This window comes from Streptomyces sp. NBC_01276 (assembly GCF_041435355.1).
Lineage (GTDB): Bacteria > Actinomycetota > Actinomycetes > Streptomycetales > Streptomycetaceae > Streptomyces.
In genome coordinates this window covers 1713272-1727849 of sequence record NZ_CP108442.1, presented here as the reverse complement: position 1 = coordinate 1727849, position 14578 = coordinate 1713272, and the positions used below count along the sequence as shown (strand labels likewise).

15 protein-coding genes and 1 tRNA gene are annotated in these 14578 nt (G+C 74.0%); 8 read left to right on the top strand and 8 right to left on the bottom strand.

What is annotated here, in order from left to right; genetic code table 11:
- Positions 1 to 374 precede the first annotated feature (374 nt).
- The gene (locus tag OG295_RS07190) at positions 375 to 2435 is read left to right on the top strand and encodes a phosphocholine-specific phospholipase C (protein WP_371676118.1); all 2061 of its coding nucleotides are present in this window, start codon (positions 375 to 377) and stop codon (positions 2433 to 2435) included.
- Here the strand turns inward: OG295_RS07190 and OG295_RS07185 are convergent.
- Positions 2422 to 3117 (bottom strand): hypothetical protein, encoded by a 696-nt coding sequence (locus OG295_RS07185; protein WP_371676117.1) that lies wholly within the window; start codon positions 3115 to 3117, stop codon positions 2422 to 2424. The two genes, OG295_RS07190 and OG295_RS07185, sit on opposite strands and share 14 nt — an antisense overlap.
- A 72-nt stretch (positions 3118 to 3189) precedes the next feature.
- Between OG295_RS07185 and OG295_RS07180 the strand changes: the two genes are divergently transcribed.
- Positions 3190 to 3948: an alpha/beta fold hydrolase gene (locus tag OG295_RS07180; RefSeq protein ID WP_371676116.1), complete on the top strand. Its 759-nt coding sequence runs from the start codon at positions 3190 to 3192 to the stop codon at positions 3946 to 3948.
- Positions 3949 to 3958: 10 nt separating this feature from the next.
- On the opposite strand, the gene OG295_RS07175 is transcribed toward OG295_RS07180, so the two are convergent.
- The 3 genes from OG295_RS07175 to OG295_RS07165 form a co-directional block, all read right to left on the bottom strand.
- The gene (locus OG295_RS07175) at positions 3959 to 4750 is read right to left on the bottom strand and encodes a DUF6193 family natural product biosynthesis protein (RefSeq protein ID WP_371676115.1); all 792 of its coding nucleotides are present in this window, start codon (positions 4748 to 4750) and stop codon (positions 3959 to 3961) included.
- A 155-nt stretch (positions 4751 to 4905) separates the two neighbouring features.
- Positions 4906 to 4978, bottom strand: a tRNA-His gene (locus OG295_RS07170).
- 74 nt (positions 4979 to 5052) lie between these two features.
- The gene (locus OG295_RS07165; protein ID WP_371676114.1) at positions 5053 to 5877 is read right to left on the bottom strand and encodes a hypothetical protein; all 825 of its coding nucleotides are present in this window, start codon (positions 5875 to 5877) and stop codon (positions 5053 to 5055) included.
- Between the two features lie 87 nt (positions 5878 to 5964).
- Here OG295_RS07165 and OG295_RS07160 point away from each other — a divergent pair, with 87 nt between their 5' ends.
- Complete coding sequence (locus OG295_RS07160) at positions 5965 to 6816, top strand: LysR family transcriptional regulator (protein ID WP_371676113.1); 852 nt, start codon at positions 5965 to 5967, stop codon at positions 6814 to 6816.
- Positions 6806 to 7942, top strand: coding sequence for a M24 family metallopeptidase (locus OG295_RS07155; protein WP_371676112.1), 1137 nt, complete (start codon positions 6806 to 6808; stop codon positions 7940 to 7942). The genes OG295_RS07160 and OG295_RS07155 overlap by 11 nt, the downstream gene beginning before the upstream one ends.
- A 12-nt stretch (positions 7943 to 7954) precedes the next feature.
- Here OG295_RS07155 and treZ read toward each other — a convergent pair whose 3' ends face one another.
- Positions 7955 to 9706, bottom strand: coding sequence for a malto-oligosyltrehalose trehalohydrolase (treZ, locus tag OG295_RS07150; protein ID WP_371676111.1), 1752 nt, complete (start codon positions 9704 to 9706; stop codon positions 7955 to 7957).
- A gap of 111 nt (positions 9707 to 9817) precedes the next feature.
- On the opposite strand from treZ, the gene OG295_RS07145 reads away from it, so the two are divergent.
- Together OG295_RS07145 and OG295_RS07140 are read left to right on the top strand one after the other, a co-directional pair.
- Positions 9818 to 10381, top strand: coding sequence for an FHA domain-containing protein (locus OG295_RS07145; RefSeq protein ID WP_371676110.1), 564 nt, complete (start codon positions 9818 to 9820; stop codon positions 10379 to 10381).
- Between the two features lie 85 nt (positions 10382 to 10466).
- Positions 10467 to 10928 (top strand): N-acetyltransferase family protein, encoded by a 462-nt coding sequence (locus tag OG295_RS07140; protein WP_371676109.1) that lies wholly within the window; start codon positions 10467 to 10469, stop codon positions 10926 to 10928.
- A 60-nt stretch (positions 10929 to 10988) separates the two neighbouring features.
- Here the strand turns inward: OG295_RS07140 and OG295_RS07135 are convergent, their stop codons facing one another.
- Both OG295_RS07135 and OG295_RS07130 read right to left on the bottom strand, forming a co-directional pair.
- Positions 10989 to 11195 carry a DUF397 domain-containing protein gene (locus OG295_RS07135; RefSeq protein WP_371676108.1) on the bottom strand — a complete coding sequence of 69 codons (207 nt, stop codon included), beginning with the start codon at positions 11193 to 11195 and terminating at the stop codon, positions 10989 to 10991.
- Positions 11192 to 12022, bottom strand: a complete 831-nt coding sequence (locus OG295_RS07130; protein ID WP_371676107.1) for a Scr1 family TA system antitoxin-like transcriptional regulator — start codon at positions 12020 to 12022, stop codon at positions 11192 to 11194. Before OG295_RS07130 ends, OG295_RS07135 begins: the two co-directional genes overlap by 4 nt.
- Positions 12023 to 12126: 104 nt before the next feature.
- Here OG295_RS07130 and OG295_RS07125 point away from each other — a divergent pair, with 104 nt between their 5' ends.
- The gene (locus tag OG295_RS07125; protein ID WP_371676106.1) at positions 12127 to 12315 is read left to right on the top strand and encodes a hypothetical protein; all 189 of its coding nucleotides are present in this window, start codon (positions 12127 to 12129) and stop codon (positions 12313 to 12315) included.
- Positions 12312 to 12437: a hypothetical protein gene (locus tag OG295_RS07120; RefSeq protein WP_371676105.1), complete on the top strand. Its 126-nt coding sequence runs from the start codon at positions 12312 to 12314 to the stop codon at positions 12435 to 12437. The genes OG295_RS07125 and OG295_RS07120 overlap by 4 nt, the downstream gene beginning before the upstream one ends.
- Positions 12438 to 12491: 54 nt before the next feature.
- On the opposite strand, the gene OG295_RS07115 is transcribed toward OG295_RS07120, so the two are convergent.
- Positions 12492 to 13733: a M14 family zinc carboxypeptidase gene (locus tag OG295_RS07115; RefSeq protein WP_371676104.1), complete on the bottom strand. Its 1242-nt coding sequence runs from the start codon at positions 13731 to 13733 to the stop codon at positions 12492 to 12494.
- Between the last annotated feature and the right edge of the window lie 845 nt (positions 13734 to 14578).

Sequence of the window (14578 nt, the reverse complement as noted above, 5' to 3'; positions counted from 1 at the left end):
TTCCCGGGTCTGTTGCGCGGCCCGTGGTTCCCCGTACCGTGCCACTCCCGGCCCGGGCCCCGGTGCCGGCGGCGCGGCGCACGACGGACCGGCGGAACGGCCGTACTCGGTCCCCGCCATACGCTCTGCGCCCCCCGTGCAGTGTCGAGGAGGTCATTCCACCAGACGAACGGCACGCGCGGCAGGCTTTCCGCGCAGCCACCGCAGCGCCACCGCGCAGCCACCGCGCGGCCACCGCGCGGCGTTGCGCGGGGTTTTCCGTTCGCCCGCTGTACCGCCCCGCGTCAGCCGGGGATCTCCGTGCGGTACCCCGGGGCCGCTGTCCTTGGGGCGCCCCTCGACTCCCCTCCCCTCACCCCCAGAGGTCGTCACCCATGGCTGAACTCAACCGACGCCGGTTCCTCCAGATCGCGGGCGGAACCGCCGCCGCCACGATGCTCAACGAGAGCATCGCGCGGGCCGCCGCCATCCCCGCGCAGGGCACCACCGGAACCATCCAGGACATCGAGCACATCGTCGTGCTGATGCAGGAGAACCGGTCCTTCGACCAGTACTTCGGCTCGATGAAGGGCGTCCGCGGCTTCGGCGACCCGCGGCCCGTCCTCCAGGACAACGGCAAGTCGGTCTTCTACCAGTCCAACGGCACGAAGGACATCCTCCCCTTCAACCCGCAGGTCAACGACCTGGGCATGCAGTTCGTCGAGGGCCTCAACCACGACTGGGCCGGCGGACACCAGGCGTACAACAGCGGCAAGTACGACAAGTGGGTCCCGGCCAAGACGGCCACGACCATGGCGTACATGACCCGGAACGACATCCCGTTCCACTACGCCCTCGCCGACGCCTTCACGGTCTGCGACGCCTACCACTGCTCCTTCATCGGCGCCACCGACCCCAACCGCTACTACATGTGGACGGGGCACACGGGCAACGACGGCACCGGCGGCGGACCGGTCCTCGGCAACCAGGAAGCGGGCTACGGCTGGAAGACGTACCCCGAGCGCCTGGAGGCGGCCGGGGTCTCCTGGAAGATCTACCAGGACGTGGGCGACGGCCTGAACGCGGCCGGCGGCTGGGGATGGATCGGCGACGCCTTCCGCGGCAACTACGGCGACAACTCCCTCCTCTACTTCAACAGCTACCGCAACGCCCAGCCGGGCAGCGCCCTGTACGAGAAGGCGCGTACGGGTACCAACGCCAAGGCGGGCGAGGGCTACTTCGACAGGCTGCGCGCCGACGTCGTGGGCGGCACCCTGCCCCAGGTCTCCTGGATCGCCGCGCCCGAGGCCTTCAGCGAGCACCCGAACTGGCCGGTCAACTTCGGCGCCTGGTACATCTCCCAGGTCCTGGACGCGCTGACCGCCAATCCGGCGGTATGGGCGAAGACGGCCTTCTTCATCACCTACGACGAGAACGACGGCTTCTTCGACCACGTCGTGCCGCCGTACCCGCCGGCGTCCTCGGCCTGGGGCCTGTCCACGGCCGACGTCACCCGCGACCTCTACGCCGGGAGCGCCGGCTACGCGGCCGGACCCTACGGGCTCGGCCCCCGGGTCCCGATGATCGTCGTCTCCCCGTGGAGCAAGGGCGGCTACGTCTGCTCCGAGACCTTCGACCACACCTCGGTGATCCGCTTCATGGAGAAGCGCTTCGGGGTGCAGGAGCCCAACATCTCGCCGTGGCGCCGCGCGGTCTGCGGTGACCTGACCTCGGCGTTCGACTTCAGCCGGGCGGACGCCTCCCCGGCGGCGCTCCCGTCCACGGCCGGCTACGTACCGCCGGACCACAACGCCCACCCGTCCTACCACCCGGTCCCGCCGGCGACGGGCACCCTGCCGAAGCAGGAGGCCGGCTCCAAGCCGACCCGCGCACTCGGCTACAGCCCGTACGTGGACGGCAAGGCCACTGTGTCCACGGGCAAGTTCACCCTGACCTTCTCCTCCGGCCCCTCCCTCGGCGCCCACTTCCACAGCACCTCGGGCAACCGTACGGACGGCCCCTGGCCCTACACGGTCGAGGCGGGCAAGACCCTCTCCGACACCTGGAGCACCAGCAGCTCCACCGGTAACAAGATCGACCTCACGGTCTGGGGCCCCAACGGCTTCCTGCGCACCTGGAAGGGCCCGGCGAAGAAGGCCGGCCCCGAGGTCACGGCCCGCCACGTGGACGCCGCCGGCAACCTCGCCCTCACCCTGACCAACGGGGGCACCGCGGCGGTCAACCTCACCGTGACCAACGCCTACGACGGCGCCCCCCAGACCTTCAAGGTCAACCCCGGCGCCACCGTCTCCACCACCGTCGACCTGCGCGCGACGGGCCGCTGGTACGACGTCGGCGTCGTCTCCGACACCGACGCGACCTTCCTGCGCCGCTTCGCCGGCCACGTGGAAACGGGCGCCCCGGGTGTCTCCGACCCGGCGATCAAGACCGTCTGACCCGGTCCTCCGGAGTACGCAGCAGCCGCCGCTCCAGCACCGCGAGGTCGCCGGGGCGATGGCTGCGGGCGTACCGCAGCAGCAGGTCCCGGGCAGTGTCCGCAACGCGGCGCTGTTTGGGGTGGCGGGTGGTGAACTCCTCGCTCGCGAAGAACCGAACGGCCCCGTCCAGTCCCGCCCGGTCCGTCTCCCGCACCGCCCAGGCCAGATCCGCCGTGGGTGCGCCGGCCAGCAGCCGCTCCGGGCCCCGCTCCGCCAGCAGCCACGCCGCGTCGCGGGGTTCGTCCCGTACGGCGCCCAGCCAGCCGAACACCACCGCGAGCGGCACGCTCCGCGGCCGCTCCGGGTCCTCCTCGCCCCGGGCCAGCGCACGGGCGTACTCCCGCAGGACCCCGGGCGCCGCCCCGGCCCACCGGGCGCGGTGCCGGGCCGGGATCCCGTCGGGGGACAGCGGGTCGCGCAGCCGGACGGCCTCCTCGGTGAGGTGAGGGTCCTCCCAGGGCTCCCCGCACATGCAGGCGAAGATCCGGTCTTCGACGGCGTGCGGCCGGGCGGCGGTGACGGCCCGGATCTCGTCCGGGTCGCGGATCTCGTACGTACGCGGGTGGTGGGGGTGCCGGGCCCCGTCGGGCCGCGAGAAGTCCCCCATGACCAGCGGCTCCCGGCCGGATGTCGGTGTCACGGTGTGATGCTAGGCCCGCTGGGCAGGACGTACGGCGTCGGTTCCGTCCACCCCGTCACCGAGGGAGAACGCATGGCCATCGCCCACCGCAGGATCGGCACCGGGCCCGTACGCGTCATCGTGCTGCACGACTGGTTCGGAACCTCCGCGAACTGGGGTTCCGTACTGGACCACCTGGACCCGGAGGGGTTCTCGTACGCCTTCCTCGACTACCGGGGCTACGGCGAGCGCCGGGACGTCACCGGCCGCTACAGCCTCCCCGAGATCGCCGACGACGTACTCGAACTCGCCGACCAGCTCGGCTGGGACACCTTCTCCCTGCTCGGCCACTCCATGGGCGGCAAGGCCGCCCAGCAGGTGCTGGTCCGTGCCCCCGAGCGGATCGAGAAGCTGATCGGGCTCGCACCGGTCCCGGCCGCCCCCTACGCGATGGACGACCGGACGCACGCCCTCTTCCACGGCGCCGCCGAGGACCCCGAGAAGCGCCGGATCATCCTCGACCTGGTCACCGGCAACCGCGCGAGCCGCCACTGGCTGGACGGGATGGTGGCGCACTCCCTCGCGGTCTCCCGCCCCGAGGCCTTCGCGGCGTACCTCGCGAGCTGGCAGCCGGCCGACCTGTCCGCCGCCGTCAAGGGCAACACCGTGCCCGTGCTGGTCCTCGTCGGGGAGTACGACCTCGCCCTCACCGCCGAGGTGATGCGCGCGACCTGGCAGGCCTGGTACCCGAACTGCAGGATCGTCACGATCCCCGGCTCCGGCCACTACCCGCCGCACGAGACCCCGGTGGCCTTCGCCACGGAGGTGGAGGCCTTCCTGCGCGCCCGGTGAGCGCGGGACGTCACGGCCCCGACGGCCGGTCCCCGGGCCCGCCCGGCGGGGCCGTGATCTCCTCGGGCAGGCCCTCCAGGACGGCCGCGACGGCCTCGGCGGCGCCGGTGACCTCCCGCAGCGCTCCGCCGGACGTCCGGACCCGGTAGCGGCGTCCGTCCTGGAGCGGCATGACCATGGGCAGCCCGACACAGATCGGCGGGGTCGCGCGACGGCTGAAGCGGAGCCACTGCATGCTCAGACCGGGGGACAGGACCCGCAGCCGGGGTTCGCGGAAGGCGGCCTCGACGAGCTCGTGGCGCCCGGGGTACGGGAACGTGGCGGCGGACTCGCGCACCCACTCCCACCGGGCCGCCACCGCACCCGGACCCTCGACGGCTCCGACGGCTCCGGCCGCTGAGGCATCCCGGGCCGCGAGGAAGGGCCGGCGGGCGGTGAGCTCCGCCGGCCGGGCCCCCCGCATCCAGGAGTGCAGCGCCTCGACCACCGCGGACAGGTCCCCGGTGCCGCCCAGGACCGCCGGGCCGTCACCGTTCCCGGCGGGCCGGCAGTGGACGCGGAACTCACGCCGCCGGACGTCCATCGTGACGTACGCCACCCGGTCGCCGGCCGACACCCGCGCCGCCGCCAGGCGCGCGACCGGGATCGGCGGGACCCCGACGTCGAGCCCGTACCCGGCGCGGTCGGCCTCCGCCTGCAACGCGCCGCGCAGCGACCCCGCCCCGACGACCTCGGGGTAGTGGGCCGCGTACGCACGCAGGTGATCATCGTGCGGAAGCGCTTCGGCGGTGTCCTCGGGCATGATCCCGAGTCTGCCACCGGGGCGCCGTCCGGGGCGCGTTGTCGTCCGCGCCCCGGGCGGTGGGGGCGTCGTGCGTTCCCGTGGGCGAATACGCGGGCGGATACGCCGATGGGGGCCACGAGGAGAACCTCGTGGCCCCCATCGGGACCGAACAGGGTGAGTGACGGGACTTGAACCCGCGGCCACCTGGACCACAACCAGGTGCTCTACCAGCTGAGCTACACCCACCACGAAGGGCGGCGTACCGCCCGTTCGTTGTGCATGCACAGCATAGCCGATCGGACGGGTGCTCCCGCGACCGGTTATCCGGCGGCCCGGGTGCCGGCCAGGGTGGTGGCGAGCCTGGCCGTGACGCTGTCCGTGCGCAGGGCGGCGCGGGCCACCGCGGCCGCGGCCAGCGCCCGGATCACCGGGTGCGGCCTGCTGCCGTCCCCGGAGAGCTCCGGCTGGAAGAGGGTGGCGAGGAAGAAGGGGTGACCGGGCAGCTCCACGATCCGCACCTGCCCGTCCTCGTCGTGGCCCGTCAGCCGCAGCCCGTGTCCGGTCAGCGCGGGCAGGTGCCGGGGGGCCGGGCCGTAGTTGCAGTGGTAGCGCTCCATGGACCGTTCGGCGCCCAGCGAGGACTCGGCGAGCGAGCCCGGCTCCGCCAGGACCAGCCCCTCGTGCCCCACCAGCGAACAGGCCAGCGGCGCGATCAGCGGGTCCGCCGCCCCGGGGTCGTTCTCGGCGTGCGCGACGTCCCGCAGCCCGCAGACGTCACGGGCGTACTCCAGCAGGGCGTGCTGGAAGCCGCCGCAGGTGCCGAGGAAGGGGATGCCCTCCTCCCGGGCCACGCGGATCGCGGCCAGCGCCCCGGCCTCGCTGGCGTACGGGCTGCCCGGCAGCACCCACACGGCGTCGAAGCGGGCCAGCGTCCCGGCGGCCGCCTCGGCCTCCGCCTCCGCGGTCGGGATCCAGCAGGCGTCGAGGACGAGCCCGTCGCGCGCCTCCAGCGCCTGGAGCAGGAGCGGGATCCGGGTATGGGACTTCACGTGCGGGGAGCGGTCGCCGACGAGGGCGATCCGGGCGACGGGGGAGAGCGGGGCGGCGGTGGCGGTGGCGGTGGCGGTGGTCTCGGTGGTGGTCATGTGGATCATCCTGCGGGCCGATCCCACTTCAGCGCCAACGATTGTTCCTGCATCCTCGATAAGCGATGCTGATGACATCCTGGGGGCATGGACCCGCACCTGCTCCGCACCTTCGTCGCCGTGGCCCGCCTCTCCTCCTTCTCCGCCGCCGCCCGCGAACTCGGCTACACCCAGTCCGCCGTCTCGCAGCACATCGCCGCGCTGGAGGCCGACCTGCGGACCGAGCTGCTCACCCGTCGCCCCGTCGCCCCCACCCCCGCCGGAGCGCGGCTGCTGGAACACGCCGGGCCGCTGCTGCTGAGGCTCGACGCCGCCCGCGCCGACGTCCTGCGCCTGGCCGCCGCACCGCCCGGCCGGATCACCCTCGCCGCCTCCCCGCTCGCCGTCGGCCCCCGGCTGCTCGGCGCCCTGCCCGCCACCGGCGTCACCCTGCGGATCCTGCCCCCCGACGCGGTGCCCGCCGCCGTCGCCGCCGGGGACTGCGACCTCGGCCTCGTCGACGGCCCGGCCGCCCCCAGCGATCCGCTCCGGCTGCCCGACGTGGCGCCGCTGCGGGTCACCGGGGTGGACGAGGAGGAGCTGGCCGTGCTGCTCCCCGCCGGGCACCCCTTCGCCGGCCGCGACGCCGTCCGCCTCGACGACCTCGCCGACGCCCGCTGGCTCGACGCCCCCGACATCGGCCTGCCGCTCGCCACGGCCCGGCGCGCCCTGCGCTACGAGGGCACCGACCTGCGCGCCCTGTGCGCCCTGGCCGCCGCCGGACACGGCCTCGTCCTGCTGCCCCGCCGGGTCGCCGAAGCCGCCGGCGCGGGGGTCTGCGTACCGATCGCCGCCCCGCGCCTGGTGCACCGTACGGAACTGCTCGCGCCCGCCACTTTGTCCGGCGCGGCCGCTGCGCTCGCCGCCCGCCTCGCGGCAGGATCCCCGTATGACTCCTGACCCGGTCCACACCGACACCGCCCCCTTCACCACCGCCGACTACGCCGCCCGGATGGCGGCCGCCGCGCAGAGCGCCGCCGACGCCGGACTGGCCGGGCTGCTCATCGCCCCCGGGCCGGACCTCACCCACCTGACCGGCTACCGGCCCGTCGACACCGAGCGGCTCACCCTGCTCGTCCTCGCCGCCGGCCAGGACCCCGTCCTCGTCGTCCCCGCCCTGGAGGCCCCCGACGCGGCCAAGGCACCCGGCGCGGGCGCCCTGACCCTGCGCGACTGGACCGACGGCAAGAACCCGTACGGGATCACCGCACCCCTGCTCGACGTCACCGGCCGCTTCGGCGTCAGCGACAACACCTGGGCCCTGCACCTCCTCGGCCTGCAGGGGGAGCTGCCCACCACCTCCTACACCCCCCTCACCGACGCCCTGCCGATGCTGCGCGCCGTCAAGGACGAGCGGGAACTGGCCCGCCTCGCCGCCGCCGGAGAGGCCGCCGACGCCACCTACGCGCAGATCCTGCACGTCCCCTTCGCCGGCCGCCGCGAGAGCGACGTGGCCGCCGACCTGGCCGACCTGCTCCGCGTCCACGGCCACTCCCAGGTGGACTTCACCGTCGTCGGCTCCGGCCCCAACGGAGCCAACCCGCACCACGAGGCGGGCGAACGCGTCATCGAACGCGGCGACATGGTCGTCCTCGACTTCGGCGGCCTCAAGCACGGCTACGGCTCCGACATCTCCCGCACCGTCCACGTCGGCGAGCCCACTCCGGAGGAGCAGCGCGTCCACGACATCGTCCGCGAGGCCCAGCAGGCCGGGTTCGCCGCCGTCCGCCCCGGAGCGGCCTGCCAGGACGTGGACCGGGCCGCCCGCGCGGTGATCACCGAGTTCGGCTACGGCGAGCGGTTCATCCACCGCACCGGCCACGGGATCGGCGTCACCACCCACGAGCCGCCGTACATGATCGAGGGCGAGGAGCAGCCCCTGCTGCCCGGCATGTGCTTCTCCGTGGAGCCGGGCATCTACCTGCCCGGCCGGTTCGGGGTCCGCATCGAGGACATCGTCACGGTGACCGCCGACGGGGGCCGCCGCCTGAACAACGCCCCGCGCGAACTCGCGATCGTCGAGTAGCCCCTACGGCCCCTACGGCCCCAGCACCACCGCCGACTCACCCGGCAGGTGGATCCGCCCGTCCGGCCCGGGGTGTTCCAGCGGCTCCCAGGCGGCCAGCACCCGCACCCCGTTGCGGCCCAGCGCGATCGTCACCGGCTCCGGCGACAGGTTCACCGCCACGCGGACGTCGCCCCGCCGGAAGGTCACCCAGCGGCGCTCCTCGTCGTAGGCGACCCGGACCGCGGCCAGGTCCGGGTCGCGCAGGTCCGGCTGCGCGCGGCGCAGCGCGACCAGGGTCCGGTACCAGTCCAGCAGCCGGGCGTGCGGAGCCTCCTCGGGCTCCGACCAGTCCAGGCAGGACCGCTCCCGGGTCGCCGGGTCCTGCGGGTCCGGGACCTCCTCCGCCTTCCAGCCGTGCGCCGCGAACTCCCGGCGCCGGCCCGTGCGCACCGCCTCCGCGAGCTCCGGGTCCGGGTGGTCGGTGAAGTACTGCCAGGGGGTTCCGGCCCCCCACTCCTCGCCCATGAACAGCATCGGCACGAACGGCCCGGTCAGCGTGAGCGTCGCCGCGCAGGCCAGCAGCCCGGGGGAGAGGGAGGAGGAGAGGCGGTCGCCCAGCGCCCGGTTGCCGATCTGGTCGTGGGTCTGCGCGTAGCCGAGGAACCGGTGCGCGGGCGTGCGCCGCCGGTCGACCGGCCGGCCGTGGGTACGGCCCCGGAAGGAGGACCAGGTGCCGTCGTGGAAGAACGCCCGGGTCAGCGTCTTGGCGAGGGCAGCGAGCGGAGCCTCGGCGAAGTCCGCGTAGTACGCCTGCGATTCGCCGGTCAGGGAGCAGTGCAGCGCGTGGTGGAAGTCGTCATTCCACTGCGCGTGCAGGCCCGGCCCGCCCGCCGTACGGGGCGTGGTCAGCCGGGGGTCGCACTGGTCGGACTCCGCGATCAGGAACAGCGGCCGGGCCGTCTCCACCGCCAGCCCGTCCACCGCCGCCGCCAGCTCCTCCAGGAAGGTCAGCGCCCGCCCGTCGGCCAGCGCGTGCACCGCGTCCAGCCGCAGCCCGTCGATCCGGTAGTCCCGCAGCCACGCCAGCGCACTGCCGGTCAGGTACGCGCGGACCTCGTCGGAGCCGGGCGCGTCCAGGTTCACCGCCGCGCCCCAGGGGGTGTGGTGGGTGTCGGTGAAATAGGGGCCGAAGGCCGGGAGGTGGTTCCCGGAGGGGCCCAGGTGGTTGTGGACCACGTCCAGCACCACCCCCAGCCCCGCCGCGTGCGCCGCCGCCACGAACCGGGCCAAGCCCGCCGGCCCCCCGTACGGCTCGTGCACCGCCCACGGTGCGACCCCGTCGTATCCCCAGCCGTGCCGTCCCGGGAAGGGGCAGACCGGCATCAGCTCCACGTGCGTGACCCCGAGCGCGCAGAGGTGCCCGAGGCGGGCGGCGGCCGCGTCGAAGGTGCCTTCCGGGGTGAACGTGCCGATGTGCAGCTCGTACAGGACGGCGTCCTGCAACGGGGTGCGCGGAGCGGGGCCCTCCGGGGTGAGCGGTCCGAAGTCGACCACCGCCGACAGACCGTCGGGGCCGTCCGGCAGCCGCCGCCCCCGCGGATCCGGACGGACCGCCGGGTCGTCGCCCAGCCGGAACCCGTACCGGTCGCCGTCCACCGCCGGCGCCTCCACGGTCCACCAGCCCGCGCGGTCCGGGCCCGGATCGGGCGTCATCTCGTAGTCGGCGTCGTTCAGTCGCATGGCGACCCGACCTGTCAGCGGTGCCCACACCTCGAACTGCACGGACGGTCCCCTCGTCTCCGGCGGTGTCCAGCATGCGTAATCGTGCCCATCATCCCGGGCCCACCGCGGGAGTTCTGGACACTCCGCACCCGACGGGCCGACAATCACCCTGTGACGTCGAGTTTCGAGTTCCCCGCCTTCCCCGCCCCCCGCCTGTCCGACAAGGAGCGGGACCTGGCGCTGGGCCAGCTCAGGGAAGGCGCGGCCCTCGGGAAGCTGTCGCACGACACCTTCCTGCGCCGCATGGAACTCGCCCTCGTCGCCCGGCGCGCCGAGGACCTCGCCGTCCTCACCGCCGACCTGCACGCGCGCGGGCGCGACGAAGGCCCCTGGACCAGTCGGCTGTTCGGCTGGGTGGGCCGGGCGTCGGCTGTGTCCGCCGGCGTACGGCGCGCCTGGCAGACCGAACGGCTGCCCCGGCTGCTGTTCCCGCACCCGGGCGCGGGCCCGCTGCGGATCGGCCGCGACCCGGGCAACGGGCTGCGGCTCAGCCACGAGACGGTGTCGCGCGCACACGCCGAGCTGAGCCTGCGCGACGGGACCTGGATCCTCAAGGACCTCGGCTCCACCAACGGCACCACCGTCAACGGCCGCCGCGTCACGGGCTTGACCATGGTCCGCGACGGCGACCAGATCGGCTTCGGACGGATGCTGTTCCGGCTCTCGTCGGAGTGAGGGGCCGAGGGGTGGGCCCGGGGGCCCCGGGGGCTCCGGTGGCCCGGGTGGTCCCCAGCGCGGGGCAGGCCGGAGGATGGCGCCCATGAATCCCACACCCACCGTGCGTCCCGCCCGCCCCCAGGACCTGCCGCGCCTGGTCGAACTCATCCACGAGCACGTCGCGTACGAGCGGTCCGCGCCGCGCCCGCCCGGCCTCGCCGACCGCCTCGGCCCCCAGCTCTTCGCGCAGGACGCCCGGCTGTGGGTGCTGCTGGCCGAGGCCCCGGACGGCGAGGTCGCCGGATACGCGGCCTGTTCGGAGGAGTTCGCCTTCTGGGACGCCCGCTCCTACCTCCACATGGACTGCCTCTACCTCGCCGAGGACGCCCGGGGCCACGGCCTCGGCGCCGCCCTGATGGCCGCGGTGGCGGACCTCGCACGCGAGCGGGGCCTCGCCCACGTCGAATGGCAGACCCCCGACTGGAACGAAGGGGCGATCAAGTTCTACGACCGCCTCGGCGCGGCGTCCCACCCCAAGCGCCGCTACGCCTGGCCGGCGGGCTGACGCCCCGCCGCCCCGGGTCGGCCCCGGCGCTCCGGCGGGGAGCGGCGGGGCCGGGGGCGGTCAGAGGGCCCGGTGGGCTCCGGCCTTGACGCCGTCCACGAACGCGGCGAACGCTCCGGCGGCCACGTTCAGCACGGGGCCGCCGGGAGTCTTGGAGTCGCGGACGGGGACCGTCCCGAGGGAGTCGGCGAGGTTGGTCGCGACCTCGATGCACTGGCCGCCGTTGCCGCTGTATGAGGACTTGTACCAGTGGGGTTCGGTCGTCACGGAGTGCCCTTTCGTACCTTCTGGATCATGGCCACTGATGCCGCTTGGGAGAGCGCTTCGGCCTGCAACTGATGGTAGGCCGTCAGCACGGGGAGAACGGAAGTGCTTTCTCGCTCCAGGTGGCCGCGCTGCGCCGACTCGGCGTAGGAGATCAGGGCCCTGTTGGGCAGCGTCAGCACGGTGATGGGCAGGCTGAACGGCCTGCGCGCCCCCATGGTGAAGGGGGCGATCTGGAGCACCGTGTTCGGCAGCTCGGCGAACTCCAGCAGCCTCTCGAACTGTGCCTCCATGGTTACCCGGTCGCCCATGGGCCGCAGAATGCACCCCTCGTCCAGCACCGCGAAGATCAGGGGCGACGGTGACCGCGACAACGTGGCCTGCCGCTCCGCCACCAGCGCGACGCGCTCCGCCGCCTGCTCGGGCGTGATCGCCTGCCGCCGTACGGCATCGGCTTCCAGCGTTGCCGCGTAGTCGGGTGTCTGGAGCAGCCCTGGGACGACGCCCACTTCGTAGAGCCGGATCTCCGCCGCCTGCGCCTCCTGCCTGACGTACTCGGGAAACCCTTCCAGCAGTGCGGTGTGCCGTACCGCCTGACTCTGCCGCTCGAACCTGTCCCCGGTGCCGAGAGCTCTGTCAATGCTTGCTGCAAATTGGCGAGTTGGCGTACGCCGACCAGTTTCCACCGCAGAGACATGAGCCCCGGAGCAGCCCACCCGCTCGGCCAGCTCGGCCTGTGTCCAGCCGTGTTCGTCCCGCATCCTGCGTAGACGTGCTCCGAACGCGGCGCCCGGCGAACGATCGGGGTCCAGTTCCTTTCGGTACACCATGTGCACACCCAACTTGTCTGTCAGAGCCGGTAAGTTGAAGAGATTTCGACTCTAGGCCACGCTGATGCTCCTTGGTAGCGGAACGACTACGGAGAGGAGCGGCGGTGTACGACGCGAACGCACGCCCGCACCCGCAGGACCCGTTGGAGCCGGTCCCGACCCCCGGGTGCGGGGTCTGTGAAGCGCTGGCGGAGACCAGGCGGCTCGCCTGGGCGGTCGGGAACCTGTCCGCCGTCACGGTGCAGAACGCCGAGCTGGCGAACCACCCGCACACGTCCGGGGCGGCCCGGTGAGCGACGGCGGGTACCGGGACCGGGCGCGCAGGGGCAGGTGGGCGGCGGTGGCCGTGACCCTCGGGGCGGTCGCGTGGATCGCCTGTGTGGCGGTCGTCGTCGCCCGGGGCTGGGCCGCGTGACCGCCGACGGGCCCCGCTCGTGACGGGCGGGGCCGACCTGGTCCCCGGCCCGGTCTAGAGCCGCTCGTACGTGGCGAGGACCGTCCGGACCTGGTGCTCCACCTGTGTGGACACCGGTACCCAGCGGGCCTGGAAGCGGGCCGCGAACTCCTCGCACCACCCCGTCATCAGCCGGTCCAGGCCCGGCGCCGCCGGATGCCCCTGGGTCCGCAGCACCCGGAGCAGCATCGCGGCGGCGCGCAGCGACAGTCTGCGTCCGAACGCGTCGATGCTGCCGACCGCAGCCGCCGTGGCCTCGGCCGGGGCTCCGGACCCCGTCCACTCGGCCGTGATCCGGGGGATCAGCCCGAGCGTCCAGTCCACGGCGCGCAGCAGCGCGGCGGACCCGGGATCGGTGCCCCGGGCTCCGGAGCGCAGGCCGGCCACCCGCCCGGAGTCCTCGGTGAGCCGGCCGGCCAGCATCCGCAGGGCGCCGCGCGGGTCCGGGTGCGGGGCCGGGTCGTCCACCAGGTCCGAGGCCCACATGGGGACTTCGACGATCGCCGTCGTACCCGGGTGGCACCAGGTGCTGAGCCGAGTGTCCTCCGGGTGGAACGCCCCGGCGGGCCCGGCCCCCGTCTCCGGCATCACGAAGATGCCGGGCCCGGGGGAGACCCAGCCGGCCGCGTCGGAAGCCCCGGTCTCCACCGGGATCCGCAGCTCGGCGGCCGACTTCGCGAACGGCTCGGCGAGGCCGGGGACGTCCCGGGTGAGCTGCACCCAGGATCCGCCGAGGTCCGTTCCGTGCAGGGAGACCTGCAGGACGGGGCGCAGTTCGTCGAGGAGGGCCGTCAGCGTGAGGGTCTCGGGCGGGAGCCGGTCCGGGGCGAGTAACGACGGGGCCCACTCCGGCTGTTCGGGACCGGGCGGCCGGAAGAAGTTGTGGTGGTAGTCCAGCAGCGAGCGGGGGCGCGGTGTGCGGTGCAGCTCGGCGCCGTCCGGATCGGCGCAGAGCAGGAAGTGCCAGTCCGCCCCGCCACCGCCGTCCCGGACCACCCGCCGCGCGAGCTCCAGGGCGGTCGCCCCGCCGACGGGTTCGTTGGCATGGGCCCCGGCGACGACGAGCACCCGGCGCGGACCGCCGCCGGCCCGCCCGTCGACGGAGAGCAGCCACAGTGGCCGCCCGGCACGGGAGACACCGGTCTGCCGGAGCCCGGCGCGGTCGGGATGTTCGGCCACCAGCGCCCGGGCGGCCAGGGCGAGTTCCTGCGGGGTGGGGTAGCGCATGTCACGGAGGAGGGTCACAAGGGATGCCATGCCCGTCCCGCGCGCCCCCTACCGCTCGCTCAGTCCCGAATCTGCACCAAAAGCGCTGGCCAAAGCCTTGCCGTGGAACTGGTGGAGTCCGGTCGCGGCCGTGTTCGAGCGGATCGGTCAATCGCCGGTGGTGCGGCCCGTGCGGAGGGGCGGAGGGGCTGACGGGCTTCGGGCGCTTCGGATTCCGGCCTGTTCTCGGCAGTGAACGTCACGCCGTCGGCGGCGTCTTCCGGCTGCAGTACGAGCGGGCCGAACACCGGGTTGATCGGAATTTCGTACCCGGGCGGAGCCTGTGTCTCCTCCCAGTAGTACATGCCGAACTCCACGGTGCGGGAGCACAGGCCGTCGGGCCCGGTGGTGCAGGGGGCCCCGATCGCGGTGTCCGGGTCGAGGCCGGCGTCTGGAGGCCCGGGATCCCGTTGGTCTCCTCCCACAGCTGGAAGACGGCGCCGGAGAGCGGGGCGCCCGTGTTCTCGTCCTCCTTGAGCACCCTGACCGCCCCGGTGCCGGGCAGGCCGGGCCCGCCGCAGTCGGGCGAGCCGCCGGGGCAGGGCATCGGGGGGCACCAGGGGCCGCAGTGGCGCGGGGGACACCAGGGGCCGCCGTGGAGGGCCGGAGCGGCCGGAGCGGCCGGATGGGCGGGATGGGCGGGATGGGCCGGATGGGCCGGGCGGGCCGGATGGCCGTGGGGGATGAGCCACCCGTCCTGGGGGCAGACGGCGCCCGTGCCGCCGTCGCCGAGGGAGCCCCGCTCGGGAACGGCTCCGCCGCGGCGGCGTACGAGGGGGCCGAGGCCGGCAGCGCCGCCGTCGCCAGCCCGAGGATCCAACGGCGCCGCGGGACCC

Coding starts and splice junctions, on each gene's coding strand:
- OG295_RS07165 (WP_371676114.1), bottom strand. CDS start 5,877: ATGACCACCACCGAGACCACCGCCACCGCCACCGCCACCGCCGCCCCG.
- OG295_RS07140 (WP_371676109.1), top strand. CDS start 10,467: ATGAATCCCACACCCACCGTGCGTCCCGCCCGCCCCCAGGACCTGCCG.
- OG295_RS07130 (WP_371676107.1), bottom strand. CDS start 12,022: ATGGTGTACCGAAAGGAACTGGACCCCGATCGTTCGCCGGGCGCCGCG.
- OG295_RS07180 (WP_371676116.1), top strand. CDS start 3,190: ATGGCCATCGCCCACCGCAGGATCGGCACCGGGCCCGTACGCGTCATC.
- OG295_RS07190 (WP_371676118.1), top strand. CDS start 375: ATGGCTGAACTCAACCGACGCCGGTTCCTCCAGATCGCGGGCGGAACC.
- OG295_RS07155 (WP_371676112.1), top strand. CDS start 6,806: ATGACTCCTGACCCGGTCCACACCGACACCGCCCCCTTCACCACCGCC.
- OG295_RS07115 (WP_371676104.1), bottom strand. CDS start 13,733: ATGGCATCCCTTGTGACCCTCCTCCGTGACATGCGCTACCCCACCCCG.
- OG295_RS07175 (WP_371676115.1), bottom strand. CDS start 4,750: ATGCCCGAGGACACCGCCGAAGCGCTTCCGCACGATGATCACCTGCGT.
- OG295_RS07160 (WP_371676113.1), top strand. CDS start 5,965: ATGGACCCGCACCTGCTCCGCACCTTCGTCGCCGTGGCCCGCCTCTCC.